Origin of the sequence: Streptomyces sp. NBC_01426 (genome assembly GCF_036231985.1) — a bacterium.
Classification (GTDB): domain Bacteria; phylum Actinomycetota; class Actinomycetes; order Streptomycetales; family Streptomycetaceae; genus Streptomyces.
Map to the genome: position 1 here is coordinate 4,456,394 of NZ_CP109500.1, position 17,628 is coordinate 4,474,021.

At 72.0% G+C, this 17,628-nt stretch carries 18 protein-coding genes and 1 pseudogene; 11 read left to right on the top strand and 8 right to left on the bottom strand.

Going from position 1 to position 17,628, the window contains the following annotated elements; translation table 11 throughout:
• The first annotated feature begins 90 nt into the window (after nt 1-90).
• The 3 genes from OG906_RS19780 to OG906_RS19790 all read left to right on the top strand — a co-directional run bounded on the left by OG906_RS19780 (nt 91) and on the right by OG906_RS19790 (nt 3,268).
• The gene (locus OG906_RS19780) at nt 91-765 is read left to right on the top strand and encodes a TetR/AcrR family transcriptional regulator (RefSeq protein ID WP_329444556.1); all 675 of its coding nucleotides are present in this window, start codon (nt 91-93) and stop codon (nt 763-765) included.
• Between the two features lie 84 nt (nt 766-849).
• The gene (locus OG906_RS19785) at nt 850-2,382 is read left to right on the top strand and encodes an MFS transporter (protein ID WP_329444558.1); all 1,533 of its coding nucleotides are present in this window, start codon (nt 850-852) and stop codon (nt 2,380-2,382) included.
• A 118-nt stretch (nt 2,383-2,500) separates the two neighbouring features.
• Nucleotides 2,501-3,268, top strand: coding sequence for a dioxygenase family protein (locus tag OG906_RS19790; protein ID WP_329448066.1), 768 nt, complete (start codon nt 2,501-2,503; stop codon nt 3,266-3,268).
• A 63-nt stretch (nt 3,269-3,331) separates the two neighbouring features.
• On the opposite strand, the pseudogene OG906_RS19795 reads toward OG906_RS19790, so the two are convergent.
• Nucleotides 3,332-3,582: pseudogene (locus OG906_RS19795) on the bottom strand (GNAT family N-acetyltransferase); the annotation flags it as partial.
• Nucleotides 3,583-3,804: 222 nt separating this feature from the next.
• Between OG906_RS19795 and OG906_RS19800 the strand changes: the two are divergent.
• Nucleotides 3,805-4,782 (top strand): sigma-70 family RNA polymerase sigma factor, encoded by a 978-nt coding sequence (locus OG906_RS19800; RefSeq protein WP_329444559.1) that lies wholly within the window; start codon nt 3,805-3,807, stop codon nt 4,780-4,782.
• A 139-nt stretch (nt 4,783-4,921) separates the two neighbouring features.
• Here OG906_RS19800 and OG906_RS19805 read toward each other — a convergent pair whose 3' ends face one another.
• The gene (locus OG906_RS19805; protein ID WP_329444561.1) at nt 4,922-5,866 is read right to left on the bottom strand and encodes a helix-turn-helix transcriptional regulator; all 945 of its coding nucleotides are present in this window, start codon (nt 5,864-5,866) and stop codon (nt 4,922-4,924) included.
• A gap of 62 nt (nt 5,867-5,928) precedes the next feature.
• Here OG906_RS19805 and OG906_RS19810 point away from each other — a divergent pair, with 62 nt between their 5' ends.
• The 4 genes from OG906_RS19810 to OG906_RS19825 all read left to right on the top strand — a co-directional run bounded on the left by OG906_RS19810 (nt 5,929) and on the right by OG906_RS19825 (nt 11,491).
• Entirely contained in the window at nt 5,929-7,494 is a 1,566-nt protein-coding gene (locus tag OG906_RS19810) for an MFS transporter (protein WP_392891211.1), read from the top strand.
• A 198-nt stretch (nt 7,495-7,692) separates the two neighbouring features.
• Entirely contained in the window at nt 7,693-8,454 is a 762-nt protein-coding gene (locus OG906_RS19815; RefSeq protein ID WP_267801778.1) for a DeoR/GlpR family DNA-binding transcription regulator, read from the top strand.
• Nucleotides 8,451-9,401 (top strand): 1-phosphofructokinase, encoded by a 951-nt coding sequence (gene pfkB, locus OG906_RS19820; RefSeq protein ID WP_329444564.1) that lies wholly within the window; start codon nt 8,451-8,453, stop codon nt 9,399-9,401. Before OG906_RS19815 ends, pfkB begins: the two co-directional genes overlap by 4 nt.
• Nucleotides 9,402-9,421: 20 nt before the next feature.
• The gene (locus tag OG906_RS19825; RefSeq protein ID WP_329444565.1) at nt 9,422-11,491 is read left to right on the top strand and encodes a PTS fructose transporter subunit IIABC; all 2,070 of its coding nucleotides are present in this window, start codon (nt 9,422-9,424) and stop codon (nt 11,489-11,491) included.
• A gap of 16 nt (nt 11,492-11,507) precedes the next feature.
• Here the strand turns inward: OG906_RS19825 and OG906_RS19830 are convergent, their stop codons facing one another.
• Nucleotides 11,508-12,278 (bottom strand): DUF6227 family protein, encoded by a 771-nt coding sequence (locus tag OG906_RS19830; protein ID WP_267801781.1) that lies wholly within the window; start codon nt 12,276-12,278, stop codon nt 11,508-11,510.
• Between the two features lie 183 nt (nt 12,279-12,461).
• Between OG906_RS19830 and OG906_RS19835 the strand changes: the two genes are divergently transcribed.
• Nucleotides 12,462-13,112, top strand: a complete 651-nt coding sequence (locus tag OG906_RS19835) for a vitamin K epoxide reductase family protein (RefSeq protein ID WP_402304037.1) — start codon at nt 12,462-12,464, stop codon at nt 13,110-13,112.
• A gap of 100 nt (nt 13,113-13,212) precedes the next feature.
• Here the strand turns inward: OG906_RS19835 and OG906_RS19840 are convergent, their stop codons facing one another.
• On the bottom strand, nt 13,213-13,623 hold the full coding sequence (locus tag OG906_RS19840) for a rodlin (protein WP_267801783.1): 411 nt from the start codon (nt 13,621-13,623) through the stop codon (nt 13,213-13,215).
• A gap of 279 nt (nt 13,624-13,902) precedes the next feature.
• Here OG906_RS19840 and OG906_RS19845 point away from each other — a divergent pair, with 279 nt between their 5' ends.
• Both OG906_RS19845 and OG906_RS19850 read left to right on the top strand, forming a co-directional pair.
• Entirely contained in the window at nt 13,903-14,385 is a 483-nt protein-coding gene (locus OG906_RS19845) for a hypothetical protein (protein WP_329444569.1), read from the top strand.
• Between the two features lie 167 nt (nt 14,386-14,552).
• A complete protein-coding gene (locus tag OG906_RS19850; RefSeq protein WP_164324667.1) occupies nt 14,553-14,795 on the top strand; it encodes a chaplin in 243 nt (80 codons plus the stop codon).
• 75 nt (nt 14,796-14,870) lie between these two features.
• On the opposite strand, the gene OG906_RS19855 is transcribed toward OG906_RS19850, so the two are convergent.
• From OG906_RS19855 to OG906_RS19870, 4 genes are all read right to left on the bottom strand, one after another.
• Nucleotides 14,871-15,206, bottom strand: coding sequence for a hypothetical protein (locus OG906_RS19855; RefSeq protein WP_329444573.1), 336 nt, complete (start codon nt 15,204-15,206; stop codon nt 14,871-14,873).
• Between the two features lie 156 nt (nt 15,207-15,362).
• Complete coding sequence (locus OG906_RS19860) at nt 15,363-16,508, bottom strand: chaplin (protein WP_329444575.1); 1,146 nt, start codon at nt 16,506-16,508, stop codon at nt 15,363-15,365.
• A gap of 121 nt (nt 16,509-16,629) precedes the next feature.
• Nucleotides 16,630-16,863 carry a chaplin gene (locus tag OG906_RS19865; RefSeq protein ID WP_324289527.1) on the bottom strand — a complete coding sequence of 78 codons (234 nt, stop codon included), beginning with the start codon at nt 16,861-16,863 and terminating at the stop codon, nt 16,630-16,632.
• 272 nt (nt 16,864-17,135) lie between these two features.
• On the bottom strand, nt 17,136-17,546 hold the full coding sequence (locus OG906_RS19870) for a rodlin (protein WP_053679627.1): 411 nt from the start codon (nt 17,544-17,546) through the stop codon (nt 17,136-17,138).
• Between the last annotated feature and the right edge of the window lie 82 nt (nt 17,547-17,628).

Here is a 17,628-nt window from a genome sequence, read left to right on the forward strand (position 1 = left end):
GCGGGGACGTGATCCCCGTTTGCATCTACGTCCCACGAAGCGGGGACGGCTTCCCCGTTTGGGGGAGTCCCATGCCGAGGAGGCACCGGAATGAAGACCCCCGTCGCCGTCGTCGGCTTCGAGGCCAAGGTCCCGCGTCCCCGCGCCGACGCCGTCCGCAACCGCGAACGCATCCTGGCCGCGGCCCGCGAGGTGCTCGTCGAACTCGGCTCGACCGCCCCCTTCGACGAGGTCGCCCGCCGGGCCGGGATCGGCAACGCCACGCTCTACCGACACTTCCCCGACCGGGCCACCCTGGTCCACCACGTGGTCCTGTACGTCATGGGCCGCGTCACCGTCCACGCGGAGAACGCCCTCGCCGAGGTCGCCTCGGCCGACGAGGGCGACGCCTTCGCCGCGCTGTGCCACTTCACGCACGCGGCCGCCGACGAGCGCATCGGGGCCCTGTGCCCCATGCTCTCCGGGGACTTCGACCAAGAGCATCCCGAACTCCTCGCGTCCCGGGTCGCGTTGGAGTACGCCGTGCAGACGCTCGTGCGCACCGGCCAGGAGTCCGGGCTGCTCCGCCCGGACATCGGCGCGGGCGACCTGATGGTCGCCCTCTCCCAGCTCAGCCGTCCCCTCCCGGGTACCGGCTGCCTCGACATGGACCGCTTCGTCCACCGCCATCTCCAGCTGTTCCTCGACGGGTTGCGGGCTCCGGCGCACTCCGTGCTGCCGGGTGCCCCGGCCGCCCTGGGGGACCTGAGGCGGAAAACCATGTGACGCCGCCGGGTCGCACCCCTTAGCGTCGTAAATCCTCCCTAAACCTTGCTTTTCAGTCATTCCGCACAGTGAGTGGGTACCCCCATGCCGAAAACAGCCGCGACCCTCGCGCCGGCTGCCGACCCCAGCCGCTGGAAGGCACTCGTCTTCATAGCCCTGGCCCAGCTGATGGTCGTCCTCGACGCGACCATCGTGAACATCGCCCTCCCGTCCGCCCAGACCGACCTCGGCATCTCGGACGGCAACCGCCAGTGGGTCATCACCGCCTACGCGCTGGCCTTCGGCGGTCTCCTCCTCTTCGGCGGCCGCATCGCCGACAAGTGGGGCCGCAAGAACGCCTTCGTCGTCGGTCTGATCGGCTTCGCCCTGGCCTCCGCGCTCGGCGGCGCCGCCACCGGCGAGGCCATGATGCTGGGCGCCCGCGCCCTCCAGGGCGCCTTCGGCGCGCTGCTCGCCCCGGCCGCGCTCTCGCTGCTGGCGGTCATGTTCACCGATGCCAAGGAGCGGGCCAAGGCCTTCGGCATCTACGGCGCGATCGCGGGCGGCGGCGGCGCCGTCGGCCTGATCCTCGGCGGCTTCCTCACCGAGTACCTCAACTGGCGCTGGACCTTCTTCGTCAACATCCCGTTCGCGATCGTCGCGGCCGTCGGTGCCTGGTTCGTCATCCGTGAGCCCGCCGGCGCCCGCAACCCCGCCAAGCTCGACGTCCCCGGCGTGATCCTCTCCACCCTCGGTCTGGTCGCGCTGGTCTACGGCTTCACCCGCGCCGAGTCCGCCGGTTGGTCGGACACCGTGACCGTGGCGATGTTCATCGCCTCGGCGGCGCTGCTCACGGCCTTCGTCTACGTCGAGTCCAAGGTGAAGTCGCCGCTCCTGCCGCTGCGCGTCCTGCTGGAGCGCAACCGCGGCGGCGTCTACCTCTCCCTGGGCCTCGCCGTCATCTCGATGTTCGGCCTGTTCCTCTTCCTCACCTACTACCTCCAGGTCGTGAAGGGCTTCTCGCCCGTCAAGACCGGCTTCGCCTTCCTGCCGATGATCGCGGGCATGATCACGGGCTCCACGCAGATCGGCGCCCGCCTGATGACCCGCGTCCCGCCGCGGCTGCTGATGGGCCCGGGCTTCCTGCTCGCCGCCACCGGCATGCTGCTGCTGACGCAGCTCGAGGTCGGGTCCTCGTACCCGGCGCTGATCCTGCCGGCGCAGCTCCTGCTCGGCCTCGGCATGGGTTCGGCGTTCATGCCCGCCATGTCCCTGGCCACGCACGGGGTGAACCCGGCCGACGCCGGTGTCGCCTCCGCCATGGTCAACACCTCGCAGCAGGTCGGCGGCGCGATCGGCACCGCCCTGCTGAACACCATCGCCGCCTCCGCGACGACCGCGTACCTGGCCGACCACGCGGCCGAGGCCGCGGCGGGCGGCCCGGCGGCCAAGCTGATCCAGGCCCAGGCCATGGTCGAGGGCTACTCCTCGGCCATCTGGTGGGCCGTCGGCATCCTGGTGACCAGCTCGCTGATCGCCTTCACCCTGATCACCACGGGCCGTCCCGGCGCGGGTGGCCCGGTGGCCTCCGGCGAGGGCGCCGAGGCCGAGGTCAAGATCCCGGTGGTCGCCCACTGACCCCCGGGGCACGGGCCCGGGAATGACTGACGACCCCACTTCGTTCAAATTTGAATGAAGTGGGGTCGGTCTTGTTCCGTGGCCCCGCCCGACGAACGAGGAGCCCCCCGTGACCCGCATGCCGGCCCTGTACCTGAGCCACGGGGCGCCCCCGCTGGCCGACGACCCGGTCTGGCCCGGTGAACTCGCCGCCTGGTCCGCAGCCCTGCCCCGCCCCCGGGCGATCCTGATGGTCTCCGCCCACTGGGAGGAGGCCCCGCTCGCCCTCGGCGCCACCGAGCCCGTCCCGCTCGTGTACGACTTCTGGGGCTTCCCCGAGCACTACTACGGCGTGCGGTACGAGGCGCCGGGCGCCCCCGACCTGGCCGCCTCGGTACGGGCCCTGCTGCGGGCCCCGGGCACGCCCGTCCAGGACATCCCCGACCGGGGGCTGGACCACGGCGCGTACGTCCCGCTCGTCGAGATGTTCCCCGAGGCCGACGTACCGGTCCTCCAGATATCCATGCCGACCCTGGATCCGACCCGGCTCATGGACATCGGCCGCCGGCTCGCGCCGCTGCGCGACGAGGGCGTGCTGATCGTGGGCAGCGGGTTCTTCACGCACAACCTCGCCGCCCTGCGGCACACCGGCCCGGGCGTGCCCGGCTGGTCCGCCGAGTTCGACGCCTGGGGCCGGGAGGCGCTGGCCGCCTCCGACGTCGACGCCCTGCTCGACTTCGAGACGAAGTCCCCCGCGGGTCGCCTCGCCCACCCGCGCACGGAACACTTCGCCCCGCTGTTCGTCACGCTGGGCGCGGCCGAGTCCACCGGCGACCTCGCGGCGCCCCGCACCCCGGTGGACGGCTACTGGATGGGCCTCTCGAAGCGCTCCCTCCAGTTCGGCTGACCCGAGGGCCCCGAGGGCCCCGAGGGCCCCGAGGGCCCGAGCACCCGGGCGCCCGGATGTCCGAGACGGTTTGGTGCGGTAAGCGCTGCTTGTCGCGTATCCGGCCATTCGATCGCCAGTCCAGGCAACCAGGAGCCGACGAGGGCCGTCTTCAGGGTGGGAGTGCAGCGAGGGCGGCGCTGTTCCGGGGTGAAGGCCATCGTGTCGCATGTGACGGCGGTCTCACGGACGTCGTGGTCGTGCAGCGCCGTGAGTGCCGGCAGGTCGGCCGCCACCCCGGGCCTGACCTGCACCTCTTCGAGATCTGACCGCACACCGTCCCCTTCGGTGACGGGGCGTGGCGGGGCAGGATACTGCAAGATCTCGGAAAAGAGGGGCCGGCGTGGGAATTCTGTCCCGTTTCCAGTCGTTGTTTCCTTCGAAAGCGGGCACTCGGGAGAGTGTCCGAAGGACGCATCATCCGCACCACTCGGAGAAACACGACGCGTCCCGCAGCCGCACCGCGACCGAACTCATCGCATCGCAAGGGAGCACGCATGGCAACCCGCGCCGTCGCCCGCCGTCAGTCCACGAGCAGCGCTCGCGCCGTGGGCGGGGAGATCGCAGACCGTGACCTGGTCGGCATGTACCTCGACGAGATCGCGCGCACCCCGTTGCTCGACGCGGCCAAGGAAGTGGAGCTTTCGCAGATCATCGAGGCGGGCGTGTACGCCCGACAGATCCTCGACGACGCGATAGAGCGCACGGGGGAGACCCCGTCCCGCGAGGAGCTGGAGGCGCTCGCCGCCGAAGGCGAGCGCGCCAAGGAAGTCTTCATCCGCTCGAACCTCCGCCTCGTCGTGGCCGTCGCCCGCCGCTACCCGCGCAGCGGCCTGCCTCTGCTCGACCTCATCCAGGAGGGCAACGCGGGCCTGGTCCGCGCGGTCGAGAAGTTCGACTACGCCAAGGGCTTCAAGTTCTCCACGTACGCCACGTGGTGGATCCGCCAGGCCATCACCCGCTCCATCGCCGACCAGTCCCGCACCATCCGCCTCCCCGTCCACCTGGTCGAGGAGCTCGGCCGGATCCGTCGGGTGCAGCGCGAGTTCAACCGCGAGAACGGCCGCGACCCGGAGCACGCGGAGGTCGCCGCCGAGCTGGACTCGACGGAGAAGCGCGTCGGCGACGTCCTGGACTGGGCCCGTGACCCGGTCAGCCTCAACATGGCGGTGGACGACGACGGCGACACGCAGTTCGGTGACCTCCTGGAGGACACCTCGGCGATCTCCCCGGAGCAGTCCGTGCTGTCGTTGCTGCGCAGCGAGGAGCTGGAGGACCTGCTGGGCAAGCTCGACCAGCGCACCGCGTCGATCATCAAGATGCGTTACGGCATCGACGACGGTCGGGAGCGTACGCTGACAGAGGTGGGCAAGCAGCACGGCCTGACCCGTGAGCGGATCCGCCAGATCGAGAAGCACGCGTTGCTGGAACTGAAGAAGATGGCGCGTGACACCGGCTTCGACGCCGTGGCCTGACCGGCCCGCGAAGAAGCCCCCTCCACGAGCCCCCGGCGCCTAACCCCCCCCAGGTGCCGGGGGCTCTCTCGTGCCCGGACCCCGGCCCCGGCCGCCCCCGACCGCGGCCCGCCGGGACCCGCTCGGCGAGGGCCGCCGGCTACGCCCCCGCCGCCGAACTCAGCCGCCGCGCGAGCCCCCGCGCGCTGTCCGCCAGCGCCGCCGGCTCCCGCACCGCGAACCCCAACCCGGTCAGCGCCAGCCGCGCCGCCACCCATTCGGGCGCATCCCCGGTGTCGAACCGCACCCGGCAGCCGCCCGGCTCCTCCACGGCGTCCCCCCGCAGCCACCCGGGCAGGGCGTCCACCGGCGCGGCGAAGGTCACCTCCACCCGGTACGTCTCCCCGCCCCGCAGCCCCCGCCGCACGAACTCCTCCGCCTCCATCGGCAGCGCCCGTGCGGCGAACCGCGCCCCCGTCGCGAACGGCTCGCTCACCCGGTCCACCCGGAACGTCCGCCAGTCCTCGCGCTCCAGGTCGTAGGCCACCAGGTACCACCGGCTCCCGGTGCTCACCAGCCGGTACGGCTCCACCAGCCGCCGGGTGGCCGCGCCGTCCCGGTCCCGATAGTCGAACCGCAGCCGCTCGGGGCCCGCCACCGCGGCCGCCATCGTCGTCAGGGTCCGCGGATCCACCGTCGCCCCGTCGCCCCGGGACACCGCGACCGTGGCCGACTGGAGCGCGCTCACCCTGCGGCGCAGCCGCGACGGCAGGACCTGTTCGAGCTTGGCGAGAGCCCGGACGGAGGCCTCCTCGATCCCCTCGATGGCGTGCCCGGCTCCCGCCCGCAGCCCCACCGCGATCGCCACGGCCTCCTCGTCGTCCAGCAGCAGCGGGGGCATCGCCGCACCCGCCACCAGCCGGTAGCCGCCCTCCGAGCCCAGCGTGGCCTCCACCGGGTACCCCAGCTCGCGCAGCCGGTCGATGTCCCGCCGGATCGTGCGGGCGCTCACGCTCAGGCGCTGCGCCAGCTCGCTCCCGGGCCATTCGCGCGGTGTCTGGAGAAGGGAGAGCAGCGTGAGCAACCGCCCCGGGGTGTCGTTCATGGCACCAGGTTGCCGGCGAAATAGGTCACCGACTGACCTACATGCCGTCTAGGTTTCTCCCCATGAGCACCGAGACAGCCAAGGCATCGCCCGAAAGAGAGAACGGGCCCGTACAAGAAGAGCGGAACGACACCCTCCTTACCGACGCATCCGGCGCCTCAGGCGCCTCAGAGGCCGCCGCCGTCGCCGCTGCCTCCCCCGCGGACCGCCGCCGCTGGCTGGCGCTCGCCATCGTGATGACCGCGGCCTTCATGGACCTCGTCGACGTCACGATCGTCAACATCGCGATACCCACCATGCGCGCGAACTTCGGTGCCTCCACCAGCGCGATCCAGTGGATCACCGCCGGGTACGCGCTCGCTTTCGCCGCCGGCCTCATCACCGGCGGCCGTCTCGGTGACATCTACGGCCGCAAGCGCGTCTTCCTCCTCGGCATCGCCGGTTTCACCGCCGCCTCGCTGCTCTGCGGCATCGCCGCCAACCCCTCCATGCTCGTCGCCTCCCGCGTCCTCCAGGGCGCCATGGCGGCCCTGATGGTCCCGCAGGTCCTGGCGATCATCCACGTCACCTTCCCGCCGCACGAGCGCGGCAAGGTCTTCGGCATGTTCGGCGCGATCGTCGGCCTCGGCGCCGTTTCGGGCCCGATGCTCGGCGCGCTGCTCACCGAGTGGAACCTGTTCGACCTCGAATGGCGCCCGATCTTCCTGATCAACCTGCCCGTCGGCATCGCCGGCGTGCTCCTGGGGCGCAAGTTCATCACCGAGTCCAAGGCCCCGAAGGCGCTGCGCCTCGACCTGGTCGGCGTCGTGCTCGCCACCCTCGCCCTGGTCATGCTGATCTTCCCGCTCACCCACGGCCGGGAGAACGACTGGCCGCTGTGGGGCTTCGTCTGCATGATCCTCTCGCCGGTGGTCTTCGCGGGCTTCATCGCGTACGAGAAGCACAAGATCCGCAAGGACGGCTCCCCGCTCGTGGAACTGTCCCTCTTCAAGGTCAAGAGCTTCGCGGGCGGCATCGCCGTCCAGCTGACCTTCGGCATCGCGACCGGCATCTTCTTCCTGGTCTGGACGCTGTACATGCAGATGGGCCTCGGCTGGAGCGCCCTGCGCGCCGGCACCACCGGCATCCCCTTCTCCATCGCCGTCTCGGTCGCCGCGGGCATGTCCGTGCAGAAGCTCGTACCGCGCTTCGGCCGCAAGGTGCTCCAGGCCGGTGCGCTCACCATGGCCGCGGGTCTGCTCCTCTACATCTGGGAGTCCGACCACTACGGCATGGAGATCGCCTCCTGGCAGATGGCCGCCCCGCTGGTCGTCATGGGCATCGGCATGGGCCTGATCGTCGCGCCGCTGACCGACACCGTGCTCTCGCAGGTGCCGCGCGAGCACGCCGGGTCGGCCTCCGGCCTGATCAACACCACCGGTCAGATGGGCAACGCGCTGGGCCTGGGTCTGACGTCGGTCGTCTTCTTCGGGCTGATCGACGACGACCGGGTCCTCGGCGCCCCGTACGTCGAGGCCTTCCGCGGCGCGCTGTGGTGGGTCGCGGCGGTCCTGGTCCTGATCTTCGCGGTGATGTTCATGCTCCCGCGCAAGGCGGTCCCGATGGAGGAGCGCGAAGGCGCCCACTAGCCGCAGGGCAACGCACCGCGACGCACCGAACAACACCGCGACGCACACACACGGGCATGTCCGCTCCGAGAGAGCGGGCATGCCCGTTTGTTTTGTTTTCGAGCCCAGTTTGTTTTGTTTTCGGCGAAAACTAGGCGTACCGTGCAAGGGAACACACACAGTCGGGCATTCGACGGACGTGAACGGACCTGAATCCACGTGTACGCACCTGAGCGCCAGCAAGAGATCCTCCGCCTCGCCCGCGAGGTCGGCCGGGTCGACGTCCTCTCCCTCGCCGACCGCTTCCAGGTCACGGCCGAGACGGTGCGACGCGACCTGACCGCCCTCGACCGGGCCGGCCTGGTCCGACGGGTGCACGGCGGGGCCATACCGGCCGGCCGCCTCGACTTCGAACCGGACCTCACCGAGCGCGAGGCCACCGCCGCCGACGAGAAGGACCGCATCGCGTCCGCCGCCCTCGCCGAACTGCCCGACGGCGGCAGCGTCATCCTCGACGCGGGCAGCACCGTCTCCCGGCTCGCGGCCGCCATTCCCGTCGAGTCGGCGCTGACCGTGGTCACCCACGCCCTGCCGGCCGCCGCCCGGCTCGCGGACCACACCGGCGTCGACCTCCACCTCGTGGGCGGCCGGGTCCGCCACCGCACCCGCGCCGCCGTCGACGCCTGGGCCCTGCGCGCGTACGGGGAGATCCGCGCGGACGTCCTCTTCCTCGCGACCAACGGCTTCACCCCGGACGGCGGTCTGACCACCCCCGACCTCGCCGAGGCCGCCGTCAAGAGCGCCGCCATGGCGGCGGCCCGCCGCGTGGTCCTGCTCACCGACTCCTCGAAGGCCGGCCAAGAGCACTTCGCGCGCTTCGGCGCCTTCGCGGACATCGACCTCCTCATCACGGACACGGGGCTCGACCCCGCTCACAAGGCGGCGATCGAGGCCGCCGGTACGGAAGTTGCGCTCGTATGATCCTCACCGTCACGCCCAACCCCTCCCTCGACCGGACCTACGAGGTCCCCTCGCTCGGCCGGGGCGACGTCCTGCGCGCCACCGGAGACCGGGTCGACCCGGGCGGCAAGGGGGTCAACGTCTCCCGCGCCGTCGCGGCCGCGGGCGTCCGCACGACCGCGGTCCTCCCGCTCGGCGGCGCCCCCGGCGCACTGATCGCCGAACTGCTGGGCGCGCAGGGCGTGGACGTGACGGCCGTCTCCATCGCCGGACAGACCCGATCCAACATCTCCCTCGCCGAACCCGACGGCACCCTCACGAAGATCAACGCCCCGGGTCCGGAACTCGCCCCGGAGGAGTCGGCGTTGCTCCTGGAGACGGTCCGCACCCACGACGGCAGCCCCGCCTGGATCGCCTGCTGCGGCAGCCTGCCGCGCGGCCTGCGCCCCGAGTGGTACGCCGAACTGGTCGCCCGGGCCCACGAAGCGGGTGCCCGGATCGCCCTGGACACCTCCGGCCCGGCGCTCCTCGCTGCCCTCCCGGCCCGCCCCGACGTCATCAAGCCGAACGTCCACGAACTCGCCGCCGCGGTCGGCCGCCCGCTGGCCACCCTGGGCGACGTGCTCGACGCCGCCCGGGAACTGCGGGCCCTGGGCGCGCGGGCGGTACTGGCCTCCCTCGGAGCCGACGGCCAACTGCTGGTCGCCGCCGATGGCGACCACTACGGCACCGCCCCGGCCGCCGAGATCCGCAGCAACGTCGGGGCGGGCGACGCCTCCCTGGCCGGCTTCCTGATCGCCGGCGGCACCGGCCCCGAGGCCCTCGCCTCGGCCCTGGCCCACGGCGCGGCCGCCGTGCAACTGCCCGGCAGCGCCATGCCGACCCCCGCCGACCTGCGCCCCGACGCGGTCCGCGTGACCCGAGACCTGCCGCTCGACCTCCCCCTGACCGAACCCGCCGCGGTCTGAAGCGTGCGAAGGAGCCCGCGATGAGCGAGATGATCACCCCCGAGCTGGTCGACCTCGACCTGACCGCCGACTCGAAGGAGGCGGCGGCGCGCGAACTGGCGCGGCGGATGCTGTCCCTCGGCCGGGTCACCGACCTGGACGGGTTCCTGGCGGACGTGGCGGCGCGCGAGGCGCAGATGCCCACCGGGCTGGAGGGCGGGATAGGCATCCCGCACTGTCGCAGCGCGCACGTCACCGCCCCCACCCTGGCCTTCGGCCGGTCCGTCGCCGGCGTGGACTTCGGGGCACCGGACGGCCCCGCCGACCTGATCTTCCTGATCGCGGCCCCGGCCGGCGCCGACGACGCCCACCTCTCGATCCTCTCCTCCCTCGCGCGGCGCCTGATGCGCCCCGAGTTCGTGGCGGCCCTCCGCGCGGCCACCACCCCGGCCGAAGCCGCCGCCCTCGTCGCCGGCGCCGACACCCCCGCACCGAAGCCCGACGCGCCCGCCCCGCAGCCGAACGACCCGACGACGAACGAGCCGACGACACCCGCCGCCCCGACGCCCGAGGCCCCGACACCCGTCGCCCCGACGCCCGAGGCCGCCGCCCCCGACACCGAAGACGCGGCGCGCCCGTTCCGGGTCGTGGCCGTCACCTCCTGCCCCACCGGGATCGCGCACACCTACATGGCCGCCGAGTCCCTCCAGCAGGCCGCCCGGGCCGCGGGCATCGAGATCCGGGTCGAGACCCAGGGCTCCGCCGGGTTCACCCCGTTGGACCCCGCCGACATCGCCGCCGCCGACGCCGTCGTCCTCGCCCACGACGTACCCGTCCGCGACCGCGCCCGCTTCGCCGGGAAGGCCACCGTCGACGTCGGCGTCAAGGCCGGCATCAACCGCCCCGCCGAACTCCTCGCCGAAGCCCGCGAGAAGGCGGCCCGCGGCGAGACGGGGGCGCCCGCCCCGACGCCCGTGGAGCAACAGGGTCAGGAGGCCGACGGCTACGGGTCGCGGTTGCGGACCTGGCTCATGTCCGGCGTCAGCTACATGGTCCCGTTCGTCGCCGCCGGCGGGCTGCTCATCGCCCTCGCCTTCGCCATCGGCGGCTACGAGATCAACACCGCCCCCTCGGTGGCCGAGCACTTCGTCTGGACCGAGGCCGCCAGTTGGGCCGCCCTCCTCTTCCAGACCGGCAGCCTCGCCTTCGGCTTCCTCGTCCCGGTCCTCGCCGGCTACATCGCCTACGGAATGGCCGACCGCCCTGGCCTGGTCCCCGGCTTCGTCGGCGGCGCGGTCGCGCTCACCATCAACGCGGGCTTCCTCGGCGGCCTGATCGCCGGTCTGATCGCGGGCGGCACCGTCCTCGCCGTGCAGCGGCTGCGGATCCCGACCGCCCTGCGCGGGATCATGCCCGTGGTCGTGCTGCCGCTCATCGGCTCCGCCGTGACTGCGTTCCTGATGTTCCTGGTCGTCGGCAAGCCCGTCGCCTCGCTCCAGAGGGCCCTCACCGACTGGCTGTCCGGCCTCTCCGGAGCCAACGCGATCATCCTCGGCGTGATCCTCGGCCTGATGATGTGCTTCGACCTCGGCGGCCCGCTCAACAAGGTGGCCTACGCCTTCGCCATCGGCGGACTCGCCGCCCCCAACGAAGGCAGTCTGAAGGTCATGGCCGCGGTGATGGCCGCCGGCATGGTGCCGCCCCTCGCGCTGGCCCTGGCCACCACCGTTCGCGGCCGGCTCTTCTCGAAGGCCGAACGGGAGAACGGCAAGGCCGCTTGGTTCCTGGGCGCCTCCTTCATCACCGAGGGCGCCATCCCCTTCGCGGCGGCCGACCCGCTGCGCGTGATCCCGGCCGCCATGGCCGGCGGCGCCGTCACCGGCGCCCTCTCGATGGCCTTCGAGTGCACCCTGCGGGCCCCCCACGGCGGGATCTTCGTCGTCCCGCTGATCGGCAACCCGTTCCTCTACCTGGTCGCCATCGCCGCCGGCACGGTGACGGCCGCCGGCCTGGTCATCCTCCTCAAGGGACTGCGCGGGCAGCCGCAGGGCGCGCCGGGCACCGGCGGGGAGGCCGACGCCGAGAACGCGCCCGTGACCGTCGCCGCCTGACCCGGCCGCCCCCGCCTCACCGAACCCGCGCGCGGAGCTCCATCGCTCCGCGCGCGGTGGTCTCGCTCTCGTAGACCTCGCACATGTGCCGCCCGTCCGGCGTCGCCGTGTGCTCGACCTCCCACAGGCTGACCTCGGACCCGTCCAGCAGGACGAACGCGTGCTCGTACAGGCTGAATCCCGCGTCCCGCCCGGACGTCAGGCTCCGCCTCCCGCCGAACGCCTGGGTGATCTGGTGCGCGTACGCGGACCGCAGCCGCTCCGCCAACCGCTCGCCCGGGCGATCCACGTTCTCCGCGCGCCGCAGCACCCGCCGGGCGTGGTCGGCGGACTGCTCCACCGTGTACTCCCGGTGCCGCAGCGAGGGGCCCGGAGCCGTGAACAGCGCGCCGAGCGCCGCCATGTCGTCGGCCGACCCGCCCCCGGCCGGGGACGCCGCGAGATCCCGGGCCACCCGGGCGGGGACCTCCCCGAAGAGCCGGGTCACGGCCATGCAGAGGTCCGACTTGTTCGCGAACACCTCGTGCCGGACGGCCCGGTCACCCTCCTGCCGGTACGCCAACTCCCACAGCGACTCCGAACCCCCGTCGGCCAGCAGGTACGTGTGCCAGTGGGTCTCCCGCCACAGCCCCGCCGAGGGGCTGTGGTGCGTGGTGGACAGCGAGGAGCTGTGGGCGAGCGCCGTCCCGAGGCGTTCGACCAGGAGGTCCGGCAGATCGAAGGAGTTGAGGGCGCGGCCCAGGAGTCGATCGAGGTGCGCCTCGGTTGTCTCGTACGGATCGCTCAAGGTGGGTCTCCAGGCCGTCGCAGCTTGTCACTTCGCAGAAGCTCAACGTAACGCCTGGCTCTGACATCACGTCCGGGGTTCGGTAAAACGTCCGGGAAGCATCGGGGGTTCCCGCCACCCCTTCAGGTCAACTTGTGTACGAATAGGCATGATTGGCCCCGGTCTGGGGCATGGCGCGCGACCATGGGTCCCATGGCAACGAACACAGTGGGCGTCCCGCGGCAGCAGGGTCGCCCCGACACCCGACGCGAGGACCGACCCGACGCCCCCGGAAGGGGGTTGGCGTGGCTGCTCGTGCTCACGGGGGCCGCCGGAGTGCTGGCCTCCTGGGTCATCACCCTCGACAAGTTCCTCCTGCTGGAGGACCCGAACTTCAAGCCCGCCTGCAGCCTCAACCCCGTGGTCTCCTGCGGCAGCGTGATGAAGAGCGACCAGGCGGCCGCCTTCGGCTTCCCCAATCCCATGCTGGGGTTGGCGGCGTACGCGGTCGTGGTCTGCGTGGGCATGGGCCTGCTGGCCGGCGCCCACTACCGGGGCTGGTTCTGGCTCGGCCTGAACGCGGGCACCCTCTTCGGCACCGTCTTCTGCGGCTGGCTGATGGTCCAGTCCCTCTACGAGATCAACGCGCTCTGCCTGTGGTGCTGTCTCGCCTGGGTGGCGACGCTGCTGATGTTCTGGGCGGTCACCGCCCACACCGTCGCCGCGGGCATCCTTCCCGCGCCGGGCCCGGTACGGGGGTTCTTCACCGAATTCGGCTGGGCCCCGCCCGCGTTGCACCTCGGCGTGATCGCCATGCTGATCCTGACCCGGTGGTGGGAGTTCTGGACGAGCTGACGGCCGACGACGTGCGAGGGCCCCGGCAGCTGGTGGCTGCCGGGGCCCTCGTCACATCGCTCCACGGGCACCGCGGCCCGGACATGAGGGGGAGCGGAGATCAGCTGCCGAGGGAGCCGTTGCCGGACAGGACCGGGATGTTGTCCAGGATGTGCGAGAGCGGCTCGTCGCCCTTGGCCTGGGTGGAGTTCTCGGTGCACTGCTGGTTCTGCGGGTTGGACAGGACGTTGATGTCCTGGACACCGATGTTGAGCAGGGCAATCAGCGACTGGGCGTTGACCTTGGCCGGCAGGCCGATGCAGGGCTTGTTCAGGGTGCCCTGGACCAGGCCGAGCTGCGGGCTCAGGTCGCCGCTGGTCTTCTGGTTGCCGTAGATCTGCGAGGCACCGTTGCCGTTGACGGTGTTGATCCCGTTGTCGTTGCCGATGGCCATGGCCGGGGCGGCGGCAGCAGCGCCCGCGCCGACGGCAACGGCGGAAACCGCGGCGGCGGTCATGATCTTCTTGAGCATCATTGGTCCTTTTGTCGCACGAGTGCCCGCTAGTGGAGCGCCCTGATCAACTGCCCGGTGCCTGGTTGGTTCCGCTGCTTCACTCAAACGGCCCGCTTGGGGCGCGCTTTTCCCCAACCCGGGTGAGGCGGCTCCGGACGCGTGCGCGAAGGCCGTACGCAGCCCTCAGTGGGTGGGGCCGGCGGCGGCGTTCCGGTTGCGGAGCGTACGAGGTGTTCGCACGGTGGGTAAGGAAGCGGATCGCTCGGGTCCGCATTCGTGCGACCAGAAGGAAGATTCATGCACCGCAAGAAGTCGTTCCGCGCCCGCGTCCTCGTCCCCTCTGCCCTCGCGGTCGCCATACTGTCCGGCGCGGTCGCCCCCGCGAGCGCCGCCGACAGCGGCGCGGGCGCGGCTCTCACGCGCCGCGTGGAGGCCGTACAGGAGCAGATCGAAGCCATCGAGGCCCGCGCGGCCGCGGGCCCGATCGACGATCTGCTCGCCACGCTCCGCACGACGCTGGAGGGGCTGCTCAAGTCCCTGGAGGGCCTGTTGCCGGCCGGGGTGAAGCTGCCGCCGATCCAACTGCCCACGCTGCCCGCGCTGCCGGAGATCCCGACCGTCCCGCAGGTGCCGGTGGAGGTCCCCAAGCTCCCGGAGATCCCCGCCGTGCCGGCCGTGCCCGCCGTGCCCGCTGTCCCGGCGGTGCCCGCGGTGCCGGCCGTCCCCGCCCTGCCGGTGAACCTGGTGCCCGACATCCCGGACGTCCCCGACGTGCCGTAGGCGTCGAGGCGACGGCGCGGGGCGGCCCGGGAGGGCTCCGTGGTTACGACTATTGGGCTGAACAGGTCTGATTCGGTGCCCACCCGTGTCGTTTGGGAACCAGAACCGTTTCGCTCGGTGTGAGCCCCGGGATCGGGGCAGGACGTCGAAGAGAAGGTGCACTTCCCATGAACTCTGCTGCCAAGAAGGCCGCCGTGGCCCTGGCCTCCGCTGGTCTCGCTGTGGCCGGTGCCGCGGGCGCCGCTTCCGCCGACTCCGCGGCCGAGGGCGCGGCCGTGGGTTCCCCCGGTGTCCTCTCGGGCAACCTGGCCCAGGTGCCGGTCCACATCCCGGTCAACGTCTGCGGCAACTCGGTCGACGTCATCGGCCTGCTGAACCCCGCGTTCGGCAACGTCTGCGTCAACGACTGACGTCAGTCGATCTCATGACTGTGGGCGCCCCGGCCTCGCCGGTGGCGCCCACGGTCATGTCGCGTCCGGTCGGATTCAGCGACCGCCGTTGAGGTCCACGCCGCCGAGCAGCGGGGAGGCCTGGGTGGCACCGTTCGCGAGCTTGAGGGTCTCGCCCGGCAGGTCGTTGCGGGCCTTGTTGACCGTCTGCACGGTGCCGACGACCTTGCCCAGGCTGTCGCCCTGCTCGGCCAGCGCCTCGTTGGGAAGGTTCTCGGTGGCGCCGGTGGTGGCCGTCAGCGCGTCACTCAGTCCCCCGGTCAGGCTCATGGGGGGCATCGCGGCCGGGGTCCCGGCGGCGAAGGAGGGGGACGCGGCGCCGAGGAGGGCCACGGAACCGGCGACGACAGCGGCGACCTTCGTGAACTTCATTTTCGAAATCCTTTTCCAGCGGCGACCGTCGCGCCGCTTTCGACCTGGCTAACGATTCCCCGCCGATACGGAAACGCGCGAGCGAACGCGGCAACGGCCGGAGAATCCACCAGGGATTCTCCGGCCGATATTTCTTCTGATTACCGGTATTGCCGGTCAGGCGATACGGGACCTTCGGTACAGAATGGCGCCGCCCAGGATCAGGGCCGTGGCGAGGGCGGCCGCGGCGGCCGATTGACCCGCTCCGGTCGCCGCCAGTTCCCGTGCCGCTGCCTGCGCGGGGACGGCGACCATCGGCGGGAGGGCGGGTGCCGGAGTGGTGACCGGAGCCGGGGCGGGCGCGGGCGCCGGCGCGGGTGCCGGTACCGGGGGCAGGTGGACGGGGAGGTCGCCGGCGGGAGCGGCCGGCGGCTGGTCCGCGGGGCGCACGACCTCGGGCGCCGGAGCCGGGGCGGGGTGCGTCACGGGCATGCTGCCGCGCGGCGGCCCGGTGACCTCGTCCTCGAACGACGGACCCGGGGCCGGCGCCGGGAGCGTCTTGGGCTGCTCCCACTCGGGCTCGGGCGCCGGAAGCGTCTTGGGCGCCTCCTGGACCGGGGCGGGCGCCTCGGGCACCGGAACCGGCTCGGGCAGCGGCTTCGGGCCAGGGTGCTCCGCGACGGGCCCCGGCAGCGGGTGCGGCTGGGGCAGCGGCCTCGGCGCCGGGGGCGCCGGGTGGGGCACCGGCGCCGGGTGCTCGGCCTGCGGGCGCGGCTCGGGGTTCGGGGGGCCGACCGGCGGGTGGTCGTCGCACTCCTCCTCCGCGCTCCCGTGGCCGCCCTGGTGGCGGGGGTCGTCGTGGCGGGCCTCGTCGTGGCGGGGCGCAGCGTGCCGGGGTGCCGCGTGCTTGGGTGCCGCGTGCCGGGGCGCCTGCCTGCGGGGCTCTTCGTCCCGCTGCTGCGGCATCGCGTGCCGGCCGCCCGGGCGCTCGTCGAGGTAGCGCTCGAACATCGCGGCGTGCTCGGGGCTGAGGTGGCGCTCGTAGTCGTGGGCGGCGTCGGAGCCGGTGGTGGTGGCGCAGGTGTTGCCCATCGAGGGGTTGAGCGCGGCACCCCCGTCCACGCTGTTGCCGCACACGTTCGGCGCGAAGGTGATCGGTACCGAGACGCTGTTGCCGGACAGCACCCCCGGTGAGTGCGAGGCCTCGGCCATCGCCCCGGGATGCGCGTGGGCCGCGCCGGTCGCGATCGACAGCAGGCTGGAGGCGGCCGCCGCCGTGAGCATCCCCTTGCCCAGCACCTGTCGGCTCAGTACCTGTCGCATGGGTCCTTCCCTGTCTACCGGCGCTGGGGCCGGTGCTGGATCGAAGGAGGCCCCGGAGTGCACCGCCGTGCACTCCGAGGCCACCCCGAGGAGGTTCGCCCTTGCGGGCGCAGTCGCTTCGTCAGGCGTTGACGCAGGTGTTGCCGAACGCGGGGTTCAGCAGGGCGATCACGTTGACGGTGTTGCCGCAGACGTTGACCGGGACGTGCACCGGAACCTGGACGAGGTTCCCGGAGGCGACGCCGGGGGAGCCGATGGCCTGGCCCTCGGCGGCCGAGTCGGCCATGGCGGGGGAGGCGGCACCGGCGGCCATCAGCACGCCGGCGGCCAGCACCAGTGCCTTCTTGTACGTCATTTGTTTTCGATCCTTCCCGCAGAGGCGTATCCACTGCACACATAACAACGAGCGGGTCCGGGAAAAGAAACCGCGAATTTTCCCGGGCCGTTCCGCATTTCACTCCGATGCTCGCGCGCTAAAAGTCGCGCGGATGTGGAATTAGTCGGCGGAATTCCGCGGCTCGCGGTAATTCGAGCGCCCTCGGACGCGGCGAGGCCGCCGCGACCCGAAGGTGCGACGGCCTCGTTCCCCGGACCCGGCCGGGGGAATGCCCACGTACGGGGCGGCGGTCAGCTGCCGGCGGAGGCGTTGCCGGAGAGGACCGGGATGTTGCTGAGGATGTGCGACAGGGCCTCGTCGCCCTTGGCCTGGGTGGAGTTCTCGGTGCACTGCTGGTTCTGCGGGCTGGACAGGACCGGGATGTCCTGGACGCCGACGTTGACCAGGGCCAGCACCGACTGCACGTTGGCCTTCGCCGGCAGGGCGATGCAGGGCTTGTTGAAGGAGCCCTGGATGAGCGCCATCTGCGGGCTCATGTTGCCGTACGTGGCCTGGTTGCCGTAGATCTGCGCCGAGTTGTTGCCGTTGGCGGTGTTGATGCCGCCGTCGTTGCCGATGGCCATGGCCGACGGGGCCATCGCGGCACCGAGACCCACGACGGAGGCGGCAACCGCTGCGCCGGCTACAAACTTCTTGATCATTGTCGTCCCTTTTTTGCAGGATTGCCCGGTACTGGAGCACCCGGATCAACGGCGCTGCCCCGGCTCGGGTTGCGTGTCTTCA